The organism is Thermoflavimicrobium daqui (assembly GCF_003313465.1).
Taxonomy (GTDB): Bacteria; Bacillota; Bacilli; order Thermoactinomycetales; family Thermoactinomycetaceae; genus Thermoflavimicrobium; species Thermoflavimicrobium daqui.
Window position 1 is genome coordinate 485,751 of sequence record NZ_KZ845664.1, and the last position, 20,093, is coordinate 505,843.

Here is a 20,093-nt window from a genome sequence, read left to right on the forward strand (position 1 = left end):
TACGTGATACGTCATAATAACGATGAGGTGAATTTATGTATAGCATAGGTGAATTATCAAAAAAAGCAAATGTTAGCAGGAGGACACTTCATTATTACGATGAAATCGGTTTGCTTAAACCAACGAGGATAGATGATAAAAATTACCGGTATTATGATCAAAATGCCCTTTTGCAGCTACAAGAAATATTACTTCTAAAATCGATCGGCTTTAAGCTAAATCAAATCAAACAAATCATGAATCAATCAACTGATACAAACCATGAAGAGAAGTGGATGCAATCATTAAATGAACAGATCAATTGGATTCAAAAAGAAAAAGCACGGCTGGAACGCAAACAATATTACCTACGAGCAACCCTGCATTCTATCAAAATAAAAGGGAAGATACATGCGAAAGAAATATTTGATTTAATTCAGCTGTTGGAAGATCGAGAGATGGAGAACGGGGTGATCCCTGCTGTATTTAAAGATGGTTATTTTACAAATCAAGAGAAAGAAACTTTAGAACAGTTACCGGTTTTAGGAAGTAATAACCCTTATGTTGCTCAATTTGTAGAATTATTGAGAAATATACGTCGCAATATGCATGAACCCCCTAACTCTTCTGTTATTCAGACATATGCTAAACAACTACATGAACTAAGTCTTCGGTTTTTTGGAGACAATCCAGCGCTCGCAGATAAATATTGGGAGCGTATAAAACCAAGGGAGGGGCAACCACCCATTGTTTATGGAATGGATCAAGATTTGATGGATTATATAGATAAAATGTTTGCATACTTTCATCCACAACAGGAGCGTGAATGATATGGAAAAGCAGCATGTGTTATCACGTCCGCTATGGAGTTGGATTGTTGGAATGACTAGCTTTGTGGTCATAATAGCAGCTGCATTTTGGCTGGTTTGGAATGGGTATGTCAATATCCGATATTCAACAGATCATAGTGGTACGATTCCAATTTGGAATATATGGATTCCTTCTCTCATTGGTATTTTACTCATTCGTCTGATTCCACTTCGACTTGAGGGCTTTAATCCGCTTTCAGGTCTAAATCAGCGACTGATAATTATCCAGTCATGGGTCTTGATAATGAGCGCAGTTTTTTTTACAATGACTCTTCTTCTTGTTAAGAGTAGAGGGGTAGAATTTCAACTGTGGTTTGTAGGACTTAAACTGTTTTTTTTACTAGTGATCCCTTGGATGATATTACGGATCACCCAATCCCATTCAGCCCATCGATCTATATCTATTCCCTCTCATTTATGGACTCGCTGGCATTGGATTGGTCCGCTTATGATCTTTATGGTTTGGTTTTATTTAAGTTATTTTTCTATAATTGCTTTCCCACATGTTCCAAGTAAGCTTTCAGATCCATTTACACTGATTGTTACTTACTTAATTGGTTTTTGTATCAATAGTTTACTGGAGGAAGTTTTTTATAGAGTATGGTTACAAACCCGATTAGAACTATTCCTTGGTACTTGGCCAGCAATCCTCTTTACATCGATCGTTTGGGCAAGTTGGCATATTGCAATCCATAGCACTGGACAATTTAGCGTTGATATCGCAACCGTTTTGGTAAACCAAGGTATCACCGGTCTATTCCTTGGTTACCTTTGGGCACGCTATCGTAATGTATGGATTTTGATTATGATACACGGTATAATGAATGCCCCTCCTTATCTATTTTTTGAACTATTTTGTTTACTATTTTAGTCATTCATTACCAATCAATCAGTAAGTTAAGTATAATTTTTTATTAATGCCTGTCGAAATCTACTTATGATGATACTCATATGAAGGGAAATCCGTTCCTATACAAAAAACGATTTGCTCTGATTCCAAGAAGAGGAGGGGCTAGTTTTTTATATGCTCTATATTTATTATGAATGAATATAGATGCTGTCTGCATGAGGAAGGGGACTACTTAAATACAAAGAAACGAGAGAGGGATAAATCTAGGGAAAAGATTCTGCAAAGGTCAGGACCCTTTTTGAAATTTCGAAATTTCTCTCTCTCTCTTAAAAGGAGACATTATATGATTTATTGGGTCGTCGGTATCGCTGGAGTAGTTGGAGCTTTATTACGGTATTATATCGGTCTTTGGGTCCCGGCAAGTATTATGTGGGGGTTTCCTATGGGTACTTTGCTAGTAAACTATATAGGTTGTTTTATCCTTAGTTGGTTTACGATTTGGTCTACTACAATGAAATCTTGCCCTTCTTGGATTCGTGTAGGAATAGGAACAGGTCTAATCGGTTCATTTACCACTTTTTCTACTTTTAGTGTAGAAGTAATAAAAATGTTTGAAGAAGGATTATGGCTCATGTCATTGGTTTATATCATGCTTAGCTTATGGGGAGGATTATTTTTAACATGGAGTGGATATACATGGGCCATTTATCAACAGAAAAGAACAGTGGAAGAGTGATATCGTATGATCATGAATAGCTTGCTTGTAGGGTTAGGTGGGTTTTTGGGAGCCATATCTCGATATACGATTAGCCAACGATTAAATAAACCCATACCTGGATTTCCATATGGGACATTGACTGTTAATCTGGTTGGAGCCTTTCTTTTGGGATGGATCGCTGGAGGAGACCTCGCTGAAGAAGGATTATTGTTTTTTGGAGTAGGATTTATGGGAGCTTTCACGACATTTTCTACACTTCATTTGGAAAGTATTCAGCTTGGAAAGCCAGGAAGATGGGGGAAGACCTTTCTCTATTTAGGGCTTACTTATACAGGAGGAATTTTAATTGCACTACTGGGATATCTTTTAGGAACAGCGCTATTTTCTGGATAAAGCGATTGCTTACTCATCCCATGAATACGCTGATCTCGAGCAATCTCTATAAGATAACCTGTGGGCTTTTTTATTTTCAAGTATATACTACTTCGCTTTAAGACGGTCTGAAACATATCAACCGTGTTAAAGGATATATCGATTTTTCCCTAAAAGCATAAAATCAAAGCGAATGGCTATAATATAAAAAAATTGGTAACAACTTCATGTTTTTTGTAAATGGTAGCTCCTTTGAAGAGGAGGCCTTTTTAAAAATTATTCAAGAGAGTTCAGAAGGAAATGAGATTAAATAGTCCCTTTAAGTAAAATAGGCTAAAATCCCAGCTGAAACAGAAAAACGAGTTTTTTATGATGTTCGTTTGCCTCAGTATATTTTTTTGCCACATTTGCGGAACAAAGTTGCTATTTTATTTAAGTGTAAGCGTTTTATATGATGGAAGTGTGAAGGACGTGGTACCATGGTGGCTTTAACAACGAGGCAACACGAGATATTAAAATATCTTTTTCTGCATGCAGGATTTTCTACTACAGAAGAATTAGCTCTACAGTTTCAAGTTTCGCGACGCACGATCAGATACGACTTAAATTATATTGAGGCGTTTTTAAAAGAGTTAGAGATTTCATTGGAAAGAAAGCCGAAAATGGGGATTCGTCTATTCCTTAATGAATATCAGCGTAAGTTACTTGAGCAAACATTACAACAAACTGATTTCTATATGCTTCCCAATTTTAAGCTTTATTTAGTGATTGGGCTTCAGCTACTTTTGGATAATTCGACGACTCTTGAACGCTTAGCTGATTTATTTAAGATTAGTAAAAGTAAGGCCTTTTCCTTACTTGAAGAGGTAGAGAAGCAGTTTCAAGAACATGGGGTTCAGATTCAGAAGGAGCCGTTTAAAGGAATTTTTCTGATAGGGCATGAGTTAGATATACGATATTTGTTTCAAGCATTATACGAACATGCTATCCAAATTGATTTAACCAAGCGATTTTTGGAAACGCAATGGTTGTCTCAAGATATGGAGAGCCGAATTGACCATTTTATTCATGATTTAGAGAGAATATTCCATGTACACTATAGTGAAAGAGCAAAGGAAGAATTAAAAGCGATCATTTTCTTTCAGATTCGACGGATTCACTTGCACCAGGAGGTAACTTATTCCTTCCAAGAGCGACAAGAAGTAAAAAGAATGCCTGTTTATCAAGAAGTAGCTGCCGCTTTTAATCGTAACTTTCAATTACCGATCAGTGATCATGAAATGGCCTATATACTCCATCAACTAAAAGGTTCCAAAGTAGCTTCAGTGCCTCTAGAAAAAGATGGCTATTATCGTGATATGGAAAGTGATGCATTAGCACAAAGGATTATTGAAAAAGCTGAAAATATGTTAGGGCTATCATTTCAAGATGACATAGAGCTCTTACACAATTTATCTGTTCATTTACAGGTGGCTCTTTATCGCATTCGTCAAGGCCTGCAAATTGAAAATCCGTTGACAGAGCAAGTGAAGTATAAATACCGATTTATCTATGAAACTGCCCGAAAGATCCTAATGCCAATGGAGTCAGAACTTGGACTACAATTTCCAGAAGAAGAGATTGCTTTTATTGCGATGTATCTAGGAGGAGCCTTTGAACGACAGTCATGGAATCAAAAAGGTCTTTTACCTACCGCTTATGTGGTATGTGGTTCGGGACTAGCCACTTCTTCTCTTTTAATCACCCGATTGAAGTTACTCCTACCTGAACTAACGGTAAAAGGTCCCATTGACATGGACCATGCAAAAACATTAACAAGTGATAAAGCCAATTTTATTATCTCAACAGTTCCAGTGGATAATCAATGGATTCCTGTTGTTAAGGTGCATCCTTTATTAGAGGATCAAGATATTCAACAGATTCGACAATTGATCTTTAGAGAAGCAAATCAGAAACAATGGGGTCGATTAAAGGAGTTAAATGAAAATTTACACTCTATCCGTTTGGGAGATTTTTTCTCTTCAACTCATATACAGTTACAAAAGGAAGTAAATGATTGGCGAAAAGCGATTACCTTCGCAAGTCAGCCACTGCTAAACGAGAGCTACATCACCACTGAATATGTGAAAGCGATGATTCAGGCGGTAGAGGAATTAGGAACTTATATGGTGCTTATACCCAAAGTCGCCTTTATCCATTCTTCACCAAAAAAAGGTGTAAAAAAAGATGGTTTTAGTCTGCTTACATTAAAAGACCCGATTTTTTTTGGGGATCAAAAAAAATGCGAAGTCCAAATCATAGTGGTTGTAAGTTTAACGGGAAAAGAATCGGATTTGTTTATCCAACTTTTTTCTATCTTTGAACAGCCTAAAACAGTTGAAGCCTTACTTAAAGCAGAGCGAATAGAAACTGTATTAAATATAACGCAAAACTAAGGTGTGAAGAAAAGTGAAATCATCATGGATTGATAAAGAAAATATTCAGCTACAAGTCGAAGTGCAGTCATGGGAAGAAGCAATCCAAGTAGCAGGACAAATCTTAGAGCGAAATCATAGTAGTGATGCTCAATATACCCATGCCATGATCCAAGCTGTTCACGAGCTAGGCCCTTATATTGTATTGGTTCCCCATGTTGCATTGGCACATGCTAGACCCAGTCAGGCAGTAAAAAAAGATGATATTAGTTTGATCACATTAAAAGATCCCATTTCATTTGGCCATCAACAAAATGATCCTGTCCATCTGGTATTCGCGTTTTGTGCGACTGGTGATCAACAACATCTGGAAAAGCTGACATTACTCGCATCCGTATTGGAAAATGAAAGTTTAATTAAACAAATTGCTCACACCACTTCAAAGGATGAAGTTATTAAACTACTTTCAGAATAAGGAGAAGGATAATCATGAAATCACTTAATATTATTGCAGTATGCGGATTTGGACTAGGTTCTTCCATGGTATTAAAGATGAAAGTGGAAGAAGTACTTCGCGAGGAAAATATCGAAGGAAAAGTTTCAACTGCCGATGTTGGCTCAGCAGCAGCAACCGCTTGTGATGTTATTTTCACTTCTTATGAATTAGGAGAAAAACTAGAAAGCAGTGTTACAGTACCTGTCGTTATGATACAAAACTTTGTCAACAAAGCAGAAATTCGTGAGAAAGGATTACCTGTACTGCAACGCCTGATGGCAGAGTAATGGGAGGTAATGAAAAGTGGCTATTCTTGATTTTGTGATCAATCACATATTGCGCCAGCCTGCTCTGTTCTTAGGAATTATCGCAGCGGTTGGACTTATTATTCAAAGAAAAAGTATATCGGATATATTAAGTGGTACTTTTAAAACCGTAATTGGTGTTGTTATTCTAACGCAAGGAACGAATATTCTAATCAATGCTATCACTCCCTTATCAAAGGCGTTTAATGTGCTATATAAGATTTCACCTGACAAGAATATTCAACCGATCGGTGCGGATCAATTTCTTGCAACTTATGGAAGTCAAATTGGTCTAGCGATGTTACTCGCATTCCTAATCAATATTCTCGTAGCGAGGTTTACCAAGCTAAAAAATGTATTTTTAACAGGGCATATGCTGTTTTGGTTCCCATTTATCTTTACAGCTGTAGCTGTGGAGTCGGGATTGAAAGGAATAGGAGTTGTTACTTTCGCGACGATATTTACAGCCATCTATATTATCGTTGCCCCAGCACTTATTACGCCTTTTGTAAAGAAAGTGACCGGAGATAATTCCTTTACACTTGGTCATCCTACCATTGGACTTTCATTATTAGCTGGATGGTTAGGAAAGGTTTTTGGAAACAAAAACCGCTCCACTGAAGATTTGAAAGTACCAAAACAACTTGGCTTTTTACGTGAAATTACGATTACATCTTCACTTACAATGTTCTTAGTTTATTTAGTAATCTGGATTTTATTAGGCAATCAAGCTTCTTCCGTGTTTGGTAAAGAGCAAAATCTGGTAGTTTATTCTTTAATGCAAGGAGTTCTGTTTGGAGCCGGACTGACGATCTTACTACAGGGTGTACGGATGATGCTTGCCGAGATTATGCCAGCATTTAAAGGGATTTCGGATAAAGTGATTCCAAATGCGATTCCAGCACTGGATTGTCCGATTATTTTCCCATTTGCCCCAAATGCTGTTTTAATTGGGTTTATCGTATCAATGATTACCTCTACCATTACGCTTATCTTGGTCGGATATACTGGATTATTTGCTTATGCTATCGTACCTCTAACGATAACCTGTTTCTTTGAGATTGGTACAGCTGCAGTCATTGGGAACGGTACAGGGGGCTTGCGTGGGGCTATCATTGGCTCAGGTGTAGCGGGGATTGTCATGATCTTACTCGTAGGCCTTTCAATTCCATTTTTAAACAATACAGTATCAGATTGGATTATTGTATTTGGTGGAAATGACCTCTCATTATGGACAGTGATTTCAGGACTATTCGGTAAATTATTCTAAGGGGATGAGGATAGTATGAGTAAGTATATTAAACAGTACAAAGAATATCTTAGTCAACTACTCGATGAAGTGGAGAAAACCCAATCCGATCAGATCATACAAGCAGCTAAAATCATAGTAGAAGCAGTTGCAAATGATAAGAGTATCTATATATTTGGAGCTTCGCATGCGGGAATTATCGCTGAAGAAGCTTTTTATCGGACAGGCGGGTTTGCTCTAATCAATCCCATCTTCGGTTCTTCACTCATGTTAAATACTAGACCTGTTACCTTTACATCGCTAATGGAGAGAATGGAAGGATATGGGAAAGAACTGCTTCATACCAAACCAGTTCAAGAAGGAGATGTGATCCTGCTTCATTCTGTATCAGGGCGAAACTCGGTTGCTATCGATATGGCAATGGAAGCAAAAGAAGTTGGAATGACAGTGATTAGTATCACCAATTTAAATTATTCGAAGCAGGTGACTTCCCGTCATTCAAGTGGTAAAAGATTATTTGAATGTAGTGATGTGGTTATCGATAATCGGGGAGTGATCGGTGACTCTTCGATCAAAGTAGAAGGGTTCGATCAGAAAATTGGACCGTCCTCTACCGTGACAGGTGCGTTTATTATTCACTCGATTGTCCTTTCGGTTGTCGATTTGATGCTAGAAAAAGGAATGACACCACCTATATTCAAAAGTGCTAATTTAGATGGTGGAGATCAATATAATCAAGCTATCTTAACGAAATATAAGGAACGTATTCATTATATGTAAAGAATAGCTAATCAAATAGATTGAATAAGAAAACAACCTTTTTCACAAAAGAAGAAGGTTGTTTCTCTTTGTCTAGAAAAACTCACTTGAAAAAGTAAGGATGGATCTACATTTCAAAACAAAAGAAGATATCATGGTGAAAGATGCTTTTGTTACCAAACTTGTTGTAAAATTAAATTAAAACTTCCTAAATTGTTGAGGTGTATTGATATGAAAACAACAGATTTATGCGATGAATTTATCGAAGAGTTACAAGTGAGTGAGGATCTCTTTCAATCATTTGGCAAAAAGAGAAGCTTTCATGGTCCTATTTATACGGTAAAAGTCTATGAAGATAATGTATTAGTGCGACGTGCGCTAGAAACTATTCCAGCAGGTGCAGTATTGATCGTAGATGGAGGTGGCTCCAAAAAGTGTGCTTTGTTGGGAGATCGTTTAGCAGAAATTGCTGTACAGCGTGGGATTCAAGGGATTATTATCAACGGTTGTGTTCGTGATACCAAAGAGTTGGCTACACTAGATATCGGTATCCTTGCTCTAGGGAAAAATCCCGTCAAAAGTCGCAAGGAAGGGAAGGGAGATTCGGATATTCCTGTTCATTTTGCCGCTGTGAATTGGATTCCTCGACATATTGTTTATGCTGATAAAGATGGAGTCGTGGTAGCCAGTCGGCAGTTACTTAAATAGAGGTTGATTAGCAATAAAAATCAAGGAATTGGTCTGATCTATTTTATTGGAGGAAATGATATGATCCCTTCAGATGTCAAGCAACAACTCATCGGAATCGTTGGTGAAAAATGGTATTTAGATAGTTCAAATGATCTATATTCGTATTCTTTTGATGCAACCCCTATTTACCAATCCATGCCTGATGCTGTGATTATTCCAGAAACTGTAGAGCAAGTTGCAGCTATTTTAAAGCTAGCGAATGAACATAAAATTCCTATTGTTACTCGAGGTTCTGGAACGAATCTAGCAGGTGGCACCATCCCCATTAAGGGCGGAATTGTGCTAAAAATGACGCGTTTCAACCAAATATATGAAATTGATCAACAAAATTTAACTGCAACCATGGGTCCAGGAGTGATTACAGCAGATCTGCATCACGCGGTAGAATCTGTGGGGCTATTCTATCCACCTGATCCGGGAAGCATGAGAATTTCCACTGTAGGAGGCAATATGGCCCTTTGTGCTGGTGGGATGAGGGGACTAAAATACGGAGTGACCAAAGATTATATTATGGGACTTCAGTATGTACTCCCATCTGGTGAAATTCTGCGCTCAGGTGGTAAGGCAGTGAAAGATGTTGCTGGATATGATATGACCCGCTTAATGGTAGGATCAGAAGGTACATTAGGAGTCATTACCGAAATGACGGTTAAATTACTTCCATTACCAGAGACAAAACGAACCCTGATTGCTTTTTATAAGAATTTAGTCGATGCGGCAAGAACAGTCGAAAAAGTCATTACTTCCAAAATTATCCCCGCTACCATTGAGTTTCTGGACCAAGGAACGATGAAAGTGGTTGATGATTTTGCGAAGCTAGGGTTACCTACTGATATGAAGTCGATGCTTTTAATAGAGCAGGATGGTCCAGAAGAGTTAGTGTTACGAGATATAGAGAAGATCGCAGAGATTGCACAGCAAGAAGGGGCAGCCCAAATAGAAATGGCTAAGACGATGGAAGAAGGAGCGAAATTGTTATCGGCGAGGCGTGCTGCTTTATCGGCTTTGTCTCGGCTCCGCCCTACGACCATATTGGAAGATGCAACGGTTCCCAGATCGAAACTCGCCGAAATGGTTACAGAAATTGAACGAATTGCCGAAAAGTATCAAGTTCAAATCTGTACCTTTGGACATGCCGGGGATGGAAATTTACATCCAACCTGTATGACTGATGAAAGGAATCAAGAAGAGATTCAACGAGTGGAGCAGGCTTTTGATGAAATTTTTCATACAGCGATTCGTTTAGGTGGAACGATTACAGGTGAACATGGTGTAGGGCTGGCTAAAATGAACTATCTACCTTTAAAGGTTGGGGATGGAGGTCTAGAGCTAATGAAGCGGATTAAAGAAGCATTTGATCCCCACCATATCATGAATCCAGGTAAAATGTTCCCGAGTCAAGGACGACGTCGTTTGGTGGTGAAGAGTAGTTGAAAACGAAGCAAAACCAACAACCAGCATGCGAAACAACAGGAGGAATCAAAACCAAAAATCATCTGCTAGAAAAGTTTGATATGGATGAAATTATGAACTGTATGCATTGTGGATTCTGCTTACCTAGTTGTCCTACCTATCGTCAAACTGGATTGGAAGCATACAGCCCCCGTGGACGTATCGCTTTGATGAAGGGAATTGCCAAAGAGCAATTAGCATTGGATGAAGAATTTGAAAAAAATATGTATGCTTGTTTGGGATGTCGGTCATGTGAGACAGCTTGTCCCGCAGGGGTTCCGTATGGGAGTCTACTTGAAACAGCACGTGAAGTGATCGAAGAGAATAAAAAAGCCAAGCAAAAATCATCGTGGATTCGTCGTCTTATTTTTAAACAATTGTTTTCGCATCCAAGGCGTATGGATGCTTTGGGAATGGCTTTATGGGCTGTACAAGCTACGGGTTTACAAACATTAGCCAATAAATGGGGGCTTATTCATGTGTTGCCTCGTGAAATGGCGGAGATGCAGGCAGCAGTGGACCAAGTCGCTTCACCCGCTAAAAGAAGAAAACGGAAAAAAGTGATGCCAGCAGAAGGCGAAAAAGCGCTAACTGTCGGGTTATTTACGGGTTGCATGATGGATGTTATGTTTTATGAAACCAATCAAGCAACAGCTCAACTGTTAACCAAGGTAGGTTGTGAGGTTGTTTTTATAGAAAATCAAACATGTTGCGGAGCTTTACATGCTCATGCAGGTGAAAAACAAGATGCGATTGAATTGGCCAAACGGAATATTGCAGCATTTGAAGAAATAAATGTCGATTTCATCGTGAATAACGCTGGGGGATGTGGAGCAGCTCTTAAGGAATATCATCATTGGTTTCTAGATGAACCAGAATGGTTAGAAAGAGCCAAAAAGTTTGTATCCAAAACGCGTGATGTAAATGAACTACTTTTCGAATTGCCACCTCTTTCATTTAGTAAAACCATTCATGCCCGGGTTACTTATCAAGATTCTTGTCATTTAGCTCATGGGCAGGGCATTCGTAATCAACCTCGCAAGCTAATCCAAAGCATTCCCGGAGTGGAATATATCGAGATGCAGAGTGCAGATAGTTGTTGTGGTTCGGCTGGTATTTATAATATTACAAATTTCGATCTGTCTATGCAGATTCTTGATGATAAGATGAAGCAGGTAAAAGATACAAAGGCACAGATGATTGTAACTTCAAACCCAGGATGTTTACTACAGATGAAAAAAGGAATTATTCGAGCAGGTCTTCAAGACCAGATGGAGGCGCTGCATCTAATGGACCTGTTGCAGCGAGCCTTATAGAAAAGAAATAGTAATCATAGCAAAAAAATTCCCATACCACATATAAATAGTGATATGGGAATTTATATATTTCTTGTATAAAGAAAACACAGCATGGACTGATAGAGATGAATCAGTTAAATAATTTTAGGAATGATTTAGGATTTGTATTTATTTTCTTACAGCGTTGTTTGCATTAACTCGGCCGTGTGTCCAATAGGTACCTGTTCCTGAGATTTTATCAGCAGAGCTCTCAATATTGCTACGGATTGTGCTAGCAGATTTTCCTTGTGAAGCTAGTAACCCAGCTAGTCCAGCTACAAGTGGTGTAGCCATTGAAGTTCCTGACAAGCTTCTATAGGTGTTTCCTGGATAAGTGGACATAATGCTTACACCAGGAGCAGCAACATCAACCCAACTTCCGTAGTTAGAGAAGCTAGCTCTACGGTCATTCTGATCTGTTGCAGCTACAGCGATCGCTTGGCTATAATATGCAGGGTAACTTGGAGCGGATGTATTACTATTACCTGCTGCGGCTACAACAACAGCTCCTTTAGAAGAGGCATAGCTAACAGCATTTTGCAAGGTTGTTGCACCAGAAGATCCTCCCAAGCTCAAGCTGATTACTTTTGCTCCTGCATCAGCTGCATGAGTGATACCATCTGCTACATCTGCTAAAGTTCCACTTCCATTGGCATCAAGAACGCGTTCTGCAAGAATTCTCACATTGGGCGCCATACCCGCGATACCTGCAGCATTATTGGTCACAGCTGCAGCAATCCCAGCACAGTGGGTTCCATGCCCTTGTTGATCCATAGGATCATTATCATTATTTACAAAGTCGTAGCCTTTATCGACTTTTCCAGCAAGGTCTGGATGATTATAGTCTACTCCCGTGTCTACAATCGCGATTTTAACAGTTGATGAGCCTCTGGTTACATCCCAAGCTTGTTCGGCATTTACTTTTTTAAGAGCATATTGTTGAGAGAAGTAAGGATCATTGGGTGTCCAAGTTGCATGGTAGGTAACATTTTTCTCTGCATATTCGACTTGTGGATCATTTTTATACTCTTGAAGGGCTTGATCAACAGACTTCCCTTTAATTTTGACTTCTTCGAAACCTAGCTGTTTGTTTTTACCGACAACTTGCCCACCTTTCTTTTGATGAATTGATTGGGTATTTTGTGTGGTAAGTCCTTTTTTAAACTTGACGACGATTTCTCCTTTACTGTTATTGGCACTAGCTGTTTGCTTTTCCGTTGCATTGGCAGCTAAAGATGGGAGAGCTAGGGATACACCTAATGAAAATACACTCAGTAAAGCTACAATACGCTTCATGTAAATCGCTCCTTTACATAGATGTAAAATATTCTTAACAATTTAATTATAATATAAAGTGTTTCTATACTGAATTACAATTATATTAAAATAATATTTCGCGTTCGTTAAATTTTTATAAGATATCACCAATAAACTATGAATAAAGTAATAAACTTCATGTTTATGGTTGATAAAAAACAATATTAAGTGGTTTTTGTTAACTTTAGGAATAAGAACGATAAAAATTATAATTGTGTATAATCATGCAAAAAGAAAAGCATCGGAAAGCGTTTTCATTTTTATTGTCCGTAAATAACGGACATTTACTGTTTTATTAACGGCTATTTATGATGTATAATCTAAGTGATTTTATTTATTCTAATTGTTGGGATGAAGAGGTGTCCGTCATGAATGGAACTATGCGCGCGATTGTTAAACATCATCGGGGAGAAGGAGCGGTAATTAAAGAAGTCCCCATTCCTTCGCTAGGTCCAGATGAGGTTTTAATTAAAGTAAGAGCAACAAGCATTTGCGGAACCGATGTACACATATATACTTGGGATGATTGGGCAGCCAGTCGCTGTCATCCACCTTATGTGTTTGGACATGAATTTAGTGGGGTAGTGGTAGAAGTAGGAGAAAATGTAAGATCAGTCAATGTAGGTGATCATGTTTCAGCGGAAACACACATTGTGTGTGGGCATTGTTCAGCCTGTCGTCGTGGTGATTCCCATGTTTGTCTGAATACACAGATTATCGGTGTGGATCGGGATGGTTGTTATGCTGAATATATAGCTTTACCTGCTATCAACGTTTGGAAAAACAAGAAAGAACTACCTTTTGAGATTGCTTCGATTATGGAACCGATGGGAAATGCTGTACATACTGCTTTATCCGGAGAGATTGTCGGGAAGTCGGTTGCTGTTATTGGATGTGGACCCATTGGTCTCATGGCTGTAGCGATTGCTAAAGCTTCTGGTGCTACTCAGGTGATCGCACTGGACTTAAATGAATATCGTTTGAATTTAGCTGAGGAATTAGGAGCAACACATCTCGTTCGTTCTCACTTAGAAGATCCCATTCAGACTGTTCGTTCCATGACGAAAGGAAATGGTGTTGATGTCGTTCTCGAAATGTCTGGACATCCTGTAGCGATCAACCAAGGATTACAAATGTTAACTCATGGTGGGAGGATTTCGCTCCTAGGGTTACCTACACAACCCGTTGAACTAAATATTACAGATGATATTGTTTTTAAAGGGGCTACTGTCCATGGAATTACTGGACGCAGAATGTTTAAAACGTGGGAACAAACAGCAGGTTTTCTTGAGTCAGGACTGATTGATATTAAACCTTTGATTACTCACCGATTTGCTTTTACTGAATTTGCAGAGGCTTTTGAGCTAATGAAAAGTGGCCAATGCGGGAAAATTGTTCTTTTATTAGAAGATTAGAATAGAAAGGTGGACTAGATCATGGCAGATTTTTCTTATTTACAAGCTGAAATGGAGAATTGGAAGAAGGATGGAACTTTCCGTCCATTGACGGAACTCGAATCGGATCAAGGAGCAAAAGTGAAAATTCGAGGTAAGGAAGTGATTCAGCTTTCTTCTAACAATTATTTAGGTCTAACTATTCATCCCCGAATGAAGAAAGCGGCACTCGAGGCAGTTGAAACATTTGGTGCAGGTACTGGTTCCGTCCGTACCATTGCAGGAACCTTTTCGATGCATGAAGCTTTTGAAAAGCGGTTAGCGGAGTTTAAACATACAGAAGCAGCTCTCGTATTTCAATCGGGTTTTACAGCCAATGTTGGTGTAATAGCTTCAATTTTAACGGAGCAAGATGTTGTAATTAGTGATGAATTAAATCATGCGAGCATCATCGATGGTATTCGACTTACAAAGGCAGCTCGGCGTATTTATAAACATAGTGATATGAACGATTTAGAAAAAGCCCTACAAGAAACCCAAAATTATCGAGTCCGTTTGGTAATTACAGATGGAGTATTTAGTATGGATGGGGATATTGCACCCCTTCCTGATATTGTAGAGCTCGCTGAAAAATACGATGCATTGGTTATGGTTGATGATGCTCATGCAAGTGGTGTTTTAGGGAAAAATGGTCGTGGAACAGTTGATCACTTTGGTTTGCATGGTCGAGTACATATTCAAGTCGGAACATTATCCAAAGCGATTGGTGTGCTAGGGGGCTATGTAGCAGGTCCGCAGGTGTTAAGGGACTATCTGATTCATCGAGCGCGTCCATTTTTATTTAGTACATCACATCCGCCAGCAGTTACCGCTGCCTGTGAGGCAGCTATCGATATTTTATTAGAAGAGCCTGAATTGATCGAGCGTTTATGGTCTAATGCTCGCTTCTTTAAGGAAGGACTGGAACGTCTTGGATTTGAGACGGGTAATAGCGAAACTCCGATTACACCCGTTATCGTTGGAGAGGATGCTTTAGCAATGCGCTTATCCGATGAACTGTTTGCTGAAGGAGTTTATGCACAAGGGATTGCTTATCCAACAGTAGCGAAGGGGAAAGCGCGGGTTCGTACAATTGTAACAGCGGCTCATAGCCAAGAAGACTTAGAATTAGCCTTACAAGCGTTTGAGAAAGTTGGGAAGAAGTTAGGCGTTATTAGTTAACGAAGGTAAGTGATCGCTCTAGTTTTAAAAACTAGGGCGATTTTTATACTCTTATTTGCTTTTCTGTATCATTATTTTTTATATGCTAATTTTGCTTGGCACCTCTACTTATCTGAATTTTTCATCTATTACAATTCTAACTATAAAGTCTTCCGACTCACGTTCGAGGTATTTGATTGATATATTTTAATCTAATCAAATAAACAAATATATTATTTCTATTCCGAAGATTAACGGCCGTTTTTCTGTTACTATAAAATATGGAGTCTATTTATCTTTAGGTGGGGGGAAAGGTATGAATCGAGCAGATCAAATTCATCAGGAAGCCCATGTGATTGATGCGCATTTTGATTTATTGATGGATGTAGAGATGCAGCGAGGTTATGGGAAAAGGAAAGTGATTGAAACGACATACTTACCTCGATTTAAACAAGGCGGTGTTCATACTATTGTCGCTGCAGTTTATATTGATAGTCAGTTTGTACCAGAGATGAGTCTAAGAAAAGCCTTGAGTCAAATACAAGCTTTATATGCGGAGTTGGATGAATCACCGCATCAAATAAAGCTATGTCGGTCTACTGATGATCTAAAACAAGCAAGGCAGGAAGGGAAAGTTGGCTTTATTCTTTCCCTAGAAGGTGCAGAACCTTTGTATCAAGATATCCATCTGTTACGGATTTTTTATGAATTAGGTTTAAGAAAGCTTGGACTTGTTTGGAGTCGACGTAATGAAGCAGGGGATGGTAGTGACTTTGTACAACGTCAAACCAGAAAAGAAGGTGGATTGACCGTTTTTGGTGAAGCATTGGTGAAAAAGGCTGAAGAGTTAGGAATTGTTGTTGATGTTACACATTTAAATGACGAGGGATTTTGGGATGTACTCCGTATTGCCCAAAAGCCGGTCATTGCTTCGCATTCGAACTGTCGTCAGTTATGTGATACAATGCGCAATCTTTCCAATGAACAAATTAAAGCCATTGCCCAAACAGGTGGGGTAGTTGGGATCAATGCGACCAGCTTTGTCGTGGCTGATCACGACACTGAAGCGCATATCGATCGACTTATCGATCATATCGATTATATAAAACAACTCGTTGGAGTCCAGCATATCGCCTTAGGACTTGATTTATGTGAAGATTTCATGAAATATATTGCTCCGGAAACATTAGCTCGTATACCACGTCTACCTTTTGATGTGATAAAAGGGCATGCGATGGTTCCACTGATTACTCAAGGTTTATACCAACGTGGTTATCAAGAAGAGGATATTAAACAAATATTAGGTGAAAACTTACTTCGGGTTTACCAAGAAGTGTGGAAATAATGCAATATAAAGGATTTTGTGCTAGTATCGATTTGTACTCTTGTTACCATTTCTGGTTCATCAATCTACTGATTTAGACACAAAATTATTAGTATTTTTTAAATATGGAATTATTATTTATCTTAAATTGAGTAAATTTGCCTGTTTAATATCATAGAAATGGGGAATTAAAGAAATTATATAAGCAGAGCCAATGAAATATTTTTCATGGTCCTGCTTTTTTTATTTAGCAGAGCATGTTATCTATAAAAAAAAATAACTGGAGGAAAAACGTTTTGTACAAAATTGAAGTGAAGAATGTGACAAAAATATTTGGCCACTCGACTAAGAAAGCGCTTCAGCTTCTGCATGAAGGTAAGTCAAAAGAAGAGATTAAGAAAAAGACGGGTGCCAATGTAGGTGTAAACCGTGCCAATTTTTATGTCAATAGTGGTGAGATTTTTGTCATCATGGGTCTTTCAGGCAGTGGGAAATCAACCCTGGTTCGCCTCTTGAATCGCTTGATTCAGCCTACTGAGGGAGAGGTTTTTATTGATGGAGAAGATATTATAAAAATGTCTAGCGAACAGTTGCGTAACGTCCGAAGGAAAAAAATTAGCATGGTCTTTCAGAAATTTGCTCTTTTTCCTCATCGGACTGTACGTGAGAACGTTGAATATGGATTAGAGATTCAAGGAGTGAGCCCACAAGCTCGCAAAGAAAAAGCATTGGAGTCGTTAAAGTTAGTTGGACTCGAAGGTTGGGCCGAATCCTTTCCAGACCAGCTAAGTGGAGGGATGCAGCAACGCGTTGGATTAGCACGGGCTTTAGCTAATGATCCGGATATCTTATTAATGGATGAGGCTTTTAGCGCATTAGATCCATTGATTCGTAAGGATATGCAAGATGAGTTAATCGATTTACAGCAAACCATGCAGAAGACGATTATTTTTATTACTCATGATTTGGATGAAGCCCTACGGATTGGAGATCGTATCGCTTTAATGAAAGATGGCTCCATAGTACAAATTGGTACGACCGAGGAGATCTTAACGAATCCCGCGAATGAGTATGTCGAGCAATTTGTAGAAGATGTGAATTTAAGTAAGGTACTTACTGCAGAGACGATCATGACCAAAGGAGAAGCGATTATTTTAGATAAAGATGGTCTCAAAGTTGCCCGTAAAAAAATGCGTGAAAAGAGAGTGCCTACCCTTTTGGTCATTGACCGAAGGAAGAAATTTAGAGGACTTGTTACTGTTCATACCATTCGTGAAGCATTGGAACAAAACAAATCAATTGAAGAGGTATTGGTTACTGACGTTCCACAAGTTCGTAAGGAAACGCCGATTAATGAGATACTTCCACTCATCGCTGAAATAGATCCACTGTACCCGATTGTTGTTACAGATGAAGATGGAAAATTACTAGGTTTGGTAGGTAGAGGAGCTATCCTTGCTGCTCTTGCCGGAAGTGGGGTGAGTGGCGAATGAACTTTTCCAAAATACCGTTAGCTGAGTGGGTGGATGCTTTAATCAGCTGGATGCAAACGCATTTTGGCGGTTTGTTTAAAGTAATTAGTGGAATTATTGAACCCATTGTCGCCTTTTTCCAAGGGATTTTTTCTGTACTTCCTCCGCTTGGAACCATTTTATTAATTAGCTTATTGACATGGTGGTTGACTCGACTACGTATCGCTATCTTTTCCTTAATAGGATTATTATTAATTGATAACCTAGGCTACTGGGATCAGAGCATTGAGACGTTATCTTTGGTATTAACTTCAGCGATTATCTCGATTATTATTGGTGTTCCTTTTGGTTTATGGGCTGGGCGAAGTCCAACAGCAAATAAAATCATTTCGCCGATTTTAGATTTAATGCAGACAATGCCTGCCTTTGTTTATTTAATCCCAGCCGTGTTTTTCTTTTCACTTGGTGCAGTACCTGGTGTAATTGCCTCCGTAATTTTCTCCATGCCACCTACGATTCGCTTAACGAGTTTGGGACTTCGTCAAGTTCCTGGAGAATTACGAGAAGCTGCAGATGCTTTTGGATCTACTTCTTTTCAAAAGCTGTGGAAGGTAGAAATTCCGATGGCGATACCCACGATCATGGCGGGAATCAACCAGACAATTATGCTCTCCTTATCTATGGTGGTTATCTCTGCCATGATTGGAGCAGGAGGATTAGGAGCACTCGTTTTACAATCCATTACACGTTTACAGGTTGGACAGGGATTTGCAGGCGGTTTGGCGATTGTGATTATCGCTGTTATTTTAGATCGTCTTACTCAAAGTTTAGCTCGTCGAAATAAAACAACATTAAAGAAAAGACCTCGCTGGATAGGTATTGTTGCTGCGCTTGTCGTCATAGCTTTAGCAGTAGTTAGCTTTGCCCAAACAGGAAATGAAAGTAAAAAAAGGGTAACGCTAGCATATGTTAACTGGGATTCGGAAGTTGCAAGCACGCATGTATTGAAAAAAGCATTAGAAAGTAAAGGGTTCAAGGTAGAGATGAAGCAAGTCGATGCTGCACCGATGTGGCAAGGAGTCGCTTCTGGCACAGTTGATGCACATGTAGGAGCTTGGTTACCACACAGCTCTAAGCCTTTATATGATGCAGCAAAAAATCAAGTTGATGATTTGGGAGTTAATTTAAAGGAGACTCGTGTCGGATTGGTTGTACCCAAATATGTTACCATCAACTCGATCGAAGAACTAAACGCCAACAAAGATAAGTTTCATGGAGAGATTATTGGTATTGATCCTGGCTCTGGTTTAAACCGTTATACAGAGCAAGCGCTAAAAAAATACCCCTTAAACTTTAAGCTAGTTTCTGGATCAGATGCGACGATGACCGCTTCTTTGACTAAAGCGATTCAGGAAAAAAGGTGGATTGTAGTTACAGGCTGGACTCCTCACTGGAAGTTTCAAAAGTATGAGTTAAAGTTCTTGGATGATCCCAAAAAGGTATATGGATCTGGAGAAAATATCCATACGATTGCACGAAAAGGGTTAAAGGAAGAAAAGCCCCAAGCGTATCAAATTATTGATCGGTTTAATTGGACAGCCAAGGATATGCAAGAAGTGATGATGAAGATACATGAAGGTATGTCCCCTGATCAAGCGGCAGAGGAATGGTTAAGTAAGCATCCTGATAAATTGAAAGAATGGACGAAGTAAGAAGCGGCTTGATAAGACTGGTTCAGTTTGATAATTGAACCAGTCTTTTTATTTAGATGGGTTAATCCTGTTTTCTCGATTGGAGATATAGACAAAAAAAGAAAAACAATGATATACTCGATGT

General features: G+C 38.9%; 18 protein-coding genes. 17 read left to right on the forward strand and 1 reads right to left on the reverse strand.

All coding sequences use genetic code 11. The annotated features are described in order from the left end of the window. Nucleotides 1–35 precede the first annotated feature (35 nt). The 12 genes from DL897_RS05310 to DL897_RS05365 all read left to right on the forward strand — a co-directional run bounded on the left by DL897_RS05310 (nucleotide 36) and on the right by DL897_RS05365 (nucleotide 11,529). Nucleotides 36–809 (forward strand): MerR family transcriptional regulator, encoded by a 774-nt coding sequence (locus tag DL897_RS05310; RefSeq protein ID WP_113658095.1) that lies wholly within the window; start codon nucleotides 36–38, stop codon nucleotides 807–809. Between the two features lies 1 nt (nucleotide 810). Further along, nucleotides 811–1,719 carry a CPBP family intramembrane glutamic endopeptidase gene (locus tag DL897_RS05315; protein WP_113658096.1) on the forward strand — a complete coding sequence of 303 codons (909 nt, stop codon included), beginning with the start codon at nucleotides 811–813 and terminating at the stop codon, nucleotides 1,717–1,719. A 322-nt stretch (nucleotides 1,720–2,041) separates the two neighbouring features. Next, entirely contained in the window at nucleotides 2,042–2,434 is a 393-nt protein-coding gene (crcB, locus tag DL897_RS05320) for a fluoride efflux transporter CrcB (RefSeq protein ID WP_113658097.1), read from the forward strand. Nucleotides 2,435–2,446: 12 nt separating this feature from the next. Next, a complete protein-coding gene (locus DL897_RS05325; protein WP_338067076.1) occupies nucleotides 2,447–2,809 on the forward strand; it encodes a fluoride efflux transporter FluC in 363 nt (120 codons plus the stop codon). Between the two features lie 458 nt (nucleotides 2,810–3,267). Continuing rightward, nucleotides 3,268–5,223 carry a BglG family transcription antiterminator gene (locus tag DL897_RS05330; protein WP_113658098.1) on the forward strand — a complete coding sequence of 652 codons (1,956 nt, stop codon included), beginning with the start codon at nucleotides 3,268–3,270 and terminating at the stop codon, nucleotides 5,221–5,223. Nucleotides 5,224–5,236: 13 nt separating this feature from the next. Next, nucleotides 5,237–5,677 carry a PTS sugar transporter subunit IIA gene (locus tag DL897_RS05335; RefSeq protein ID WP_113658099.1) on the forward strand — a complete coding sequence of 147 codons (441 nt, stop codon included), beginning with the start codon at nucleotides 5,237–5,239 and terminating at the stop codon, nucleotides 5,675–5,677. A gap of 14 nt (nucleotides 5,678–5,691) precedes the next feature. Then, on the forward strand, nucleotides 5,692–5,985 hold the full coding sequence (locus DL897_RS05340) for a PTS sugar transporter subunit IIB (protein WP_113658100.1): 294 nt from the start codon (nucleotides 5,692–5,694) through the stop codon (nucleotides 5,983–5,985). Nucleotides 5,986–6,001: 16 nt separating this feature from the next. Continuing rightward, nucleotides 6,002–7,273 (forward strand): PTS ascorbate transporter subunit IIC, encoded by a 1,272-nt coding sequence (locus DL897_RS05345; RefSeq protein WP_113658101.1) that lies wholly within the window; start codon nucleotides 6,002–6,004, stop codon nucleotides 7,271–7,273. Between the two features lie 15 nt (nucleotides 7,274–7,288). After that, on the forward strand, nucleotides 7,289–8,032 hold the full coding sequence (locus DL897_RS05350; RefSeq protein WP_113658102.1) for an SIS domain-containing protein: 744 nt from the start codon (nucleotides 7,289–7,291) through the stop codon (nucleotides 8,030–8,032). 210 nt (nucleotides 8,033–8,242) lie between these two features. Then, the gene (gene rraA, locus DL897_RS05355) at nucleotides 8,243–8,719 is read left to right on the forward strand and encodes a ribonuclease E activity regulator RraA (RefSeq protein WP_113658103.1); all 477 of its coding nucleotides are present in this window, start codon (nucleotides 8,243–8,245) and stop codon (nucleotides 8,717–8,719) included. 60 nt (nucleotides 8,720–8,779) lie between these two features. Continuing rightward, nucleotides 8,780–10,195, forward strand: coding sequence for an FAD-binding oxidoreductase (locus tag DL897_RS05360; RefSeq protein WP_113658104.1), 1,416 nt, complete (start codon nucleotides 8,780–8,782; stop codon nucleotides 10,193–10,195). Between the two features lie 80 nt (nucleotides 10,196–10,275). Next, nucleotides 10,276–11,529, forward strand: coding sequence for a (Fe-S)-binding protein (locus tag DL897_RS05365; RefSeq protein WP_113658173.1), 1,254 nt, complete (start codon nucleotides 10,276–10,278; stop codon nucleotides 11,527–11,529). Between the two features lie 150 nt (nucleotides 11,530–11,679). Here DL897_RS05365 and DL897_RS05370 read toward each other — a convergent pair whose 3' ends face one another. Beyond that, nucleotides 11,680–12,846 (reverse strand): S8 family peptidase, encoded by a 1,167-nt coding sequence (locus DL897_RS05370; protein ID WP_113658105.1) that lies wholly within the window; start codon nucleotides 12,844–12,846, stop codon nucleotides 11,680–11,682. A gap of 389 nt (nucleotides 12,847–13,235) precedes the next feature. Here DL897_RS05370 and tdh point away from each other — a divergent pair, with 389 nt between their 5' ends. From tdh to DL897_RS05395, 5 genes are all read left to right on the forward strand, one after another. After that, the gene (tdh, locus tag DL897_RS05375) at nucleotides 13,236–14,282 is read left to right on the forward strand and encodes an L-threonine 3-dehydrogenase (RefSeq protein WP_113658106.1); all 1,047 of its coding nucleotides are present in this window, start codon (nucleotides 13,236–13,238) and stop codon (nucleotides 14,280–14,282) included. 21 nt (nucleotides 14,283–14,303) lie between these two features. Next, a complete protein-coding gene (locus DL897_RS05380; protein WP_113658107.1) occupies nucleotides 14,304–15,482 on the forward strand; it encodes a glycine C-acetyltransferase in 1,179 nt (392 codons plus the stop codon). A gap of 295 nt (nucleotides 15,483–15,777) precedes the next feature. Continuing rightward, a complete protein-coding gene (locus DL897_RS05385; RefSeq protein ID WP_113658108.1) occupies nucleotides 15,778–16,806 on the forward strand; it encodes a dipeptidase in 1,029 nt (342 codons plus the stop codon). Nucleotides 16,807–17,081: 275 nt separating this feature from the next. Then, complete coding sequence (locus DL897_RS05390) at nucleotides 17,082–18,278, forward strand: quaternary amine ABC transporter ATP-binding protein (protein ID WP_113658109.1); 1,197 nt, start codon at nucleotides 17,082–17,084, stop codon at nucleotides 18,276–18,278. Next, the gene (locus DL897_RS05395) at nucleotides 18,275–19,969 is read left to right on the forward strand and encodes an ABC transporter permease/substrate binding protein (RefSeq protein WP_113658110.1); all 1,695 of its coding nucleotides are present in this window, start codon (nucleotides 18,275–18,277) and stop codon (nucleotides 19,967–19,969) included. Before DL897_RS05390 ends, DL897_RS05395 begins: the two co-directional genes overlap by 4 nt. The last annotated feature ends 124 nt before the right edge of the window (nucleotides 19,970–20,093 follow it).

What these genes read in the sequence shown, in the direction of transcription:
- DL897_RS05310 (WP_113658095.1), top strand. Translation starts at nt 36, where the DNA reads ATGTATAGCATAGGTGAATTATCAAAAAAAGCAAATGTTAGCAGGAGG.
- DL897_RS05315 (WP_113658096.1), top strand. Translation starts at nt 811, where the DNA reads ATGGAAAAGCAGCATGTGTTATCACGTCCGCTATGGAGTTGGATTGTT.
- crcB (WP_113658097.1), top strand. Translation starts at nt 2,042, where the DNA reads ATGATTTATTGGGTCGTCGGTATCGCTGGAGTAGTTGGAGCTTTATTA.
- DL897_RS05325 (WP_338067076.1), top strand. Translation starts at nt 2,447, where the DNA reads ATGAATAGCTTGCTTGTAGGGTTAGGTGGGTTTTTGGGAGCCATATCT.
- DL897_RS05330 (WP_113658098.1), top strand. Translation starts at nt 3,268, where the DNA reads ATGGTGGCTTTAACAACGAGGCAACACGAGATATTAAAATATCTTTTT.
- DL897_RS05340 (WP_113658100.1), top strand. Translation starts at nt 5,692, where the DNA reads ATGAAATCACTTAATATTATTGCAGTATGCGGATTTGGACTAGGTTCT.
- DL897_RS05350 (WP_113658102.1), top strand. Translation starts at nt 7,289, where the DNA reads ATGAGTAAGTATATTAAACAGTACAAAGAATATCTTAGTCAACTACTC.
- rraA (WP_113658103.1), top strand. Translation starts at nt 8,243, where the DNA reads ATGAAAACAACAGATTTATGCGATGAATTTATCGAAGAGTTACAAGTG.
- DL897_RS05360 (WP_113658104.1), top strand. Translation starts at nt 8,780, where the DNA reads ATGATCCCTTCAGATGTCAAGCAACAACTCATCGGAATCGTTGGTGAA.
- DL897_RS05365 (WP_113658173.1), top strand. Translation starts at nt 10,276, where the DNA reads ATGGATGAAATTATGAACTGTATGCATTGTGGATTCTGCTTACCTAGT.
- DL897_RS05370 (WP_113658105.1), bottom strand. Translation starts at nt 12,846, where the DNA reads ATGAAGCGTATTGTAGCTTTACTGAGTGTATTTTCATTAGGTGTATCC.
- tdh (WP_113658106.1), top strand. Translation starts at nt 13,236, where the DNA reads ATGAATGGAACTATGCGCGCGATTGTTAAACATCATCGGGGAGAAGGA.
- DL897_RS05380 (WP_113658107.1), top strand. Translation starts at nt 14,304, where the DNA reads ATGGCAGATTTTTCTTATTTACAAGCTGAAATGGAGAATTGGAAGAAG.
- DL897_RS05385 (WP_113658108.1), top strand. Translation starts at nt 15,778, where the DNA reads ATGAATCGAGCAGATCAAATTCATCAGGAAGCCCATGTGATTGATGCG.
- DL897_RS05395 (WP_113658110.1), top strand. Translation starts at nt 18,275, where the DNA reads ATGAACTTTTCCAAAATACCGTTAGCTGAGTGGGTGGATGCTTTAATC.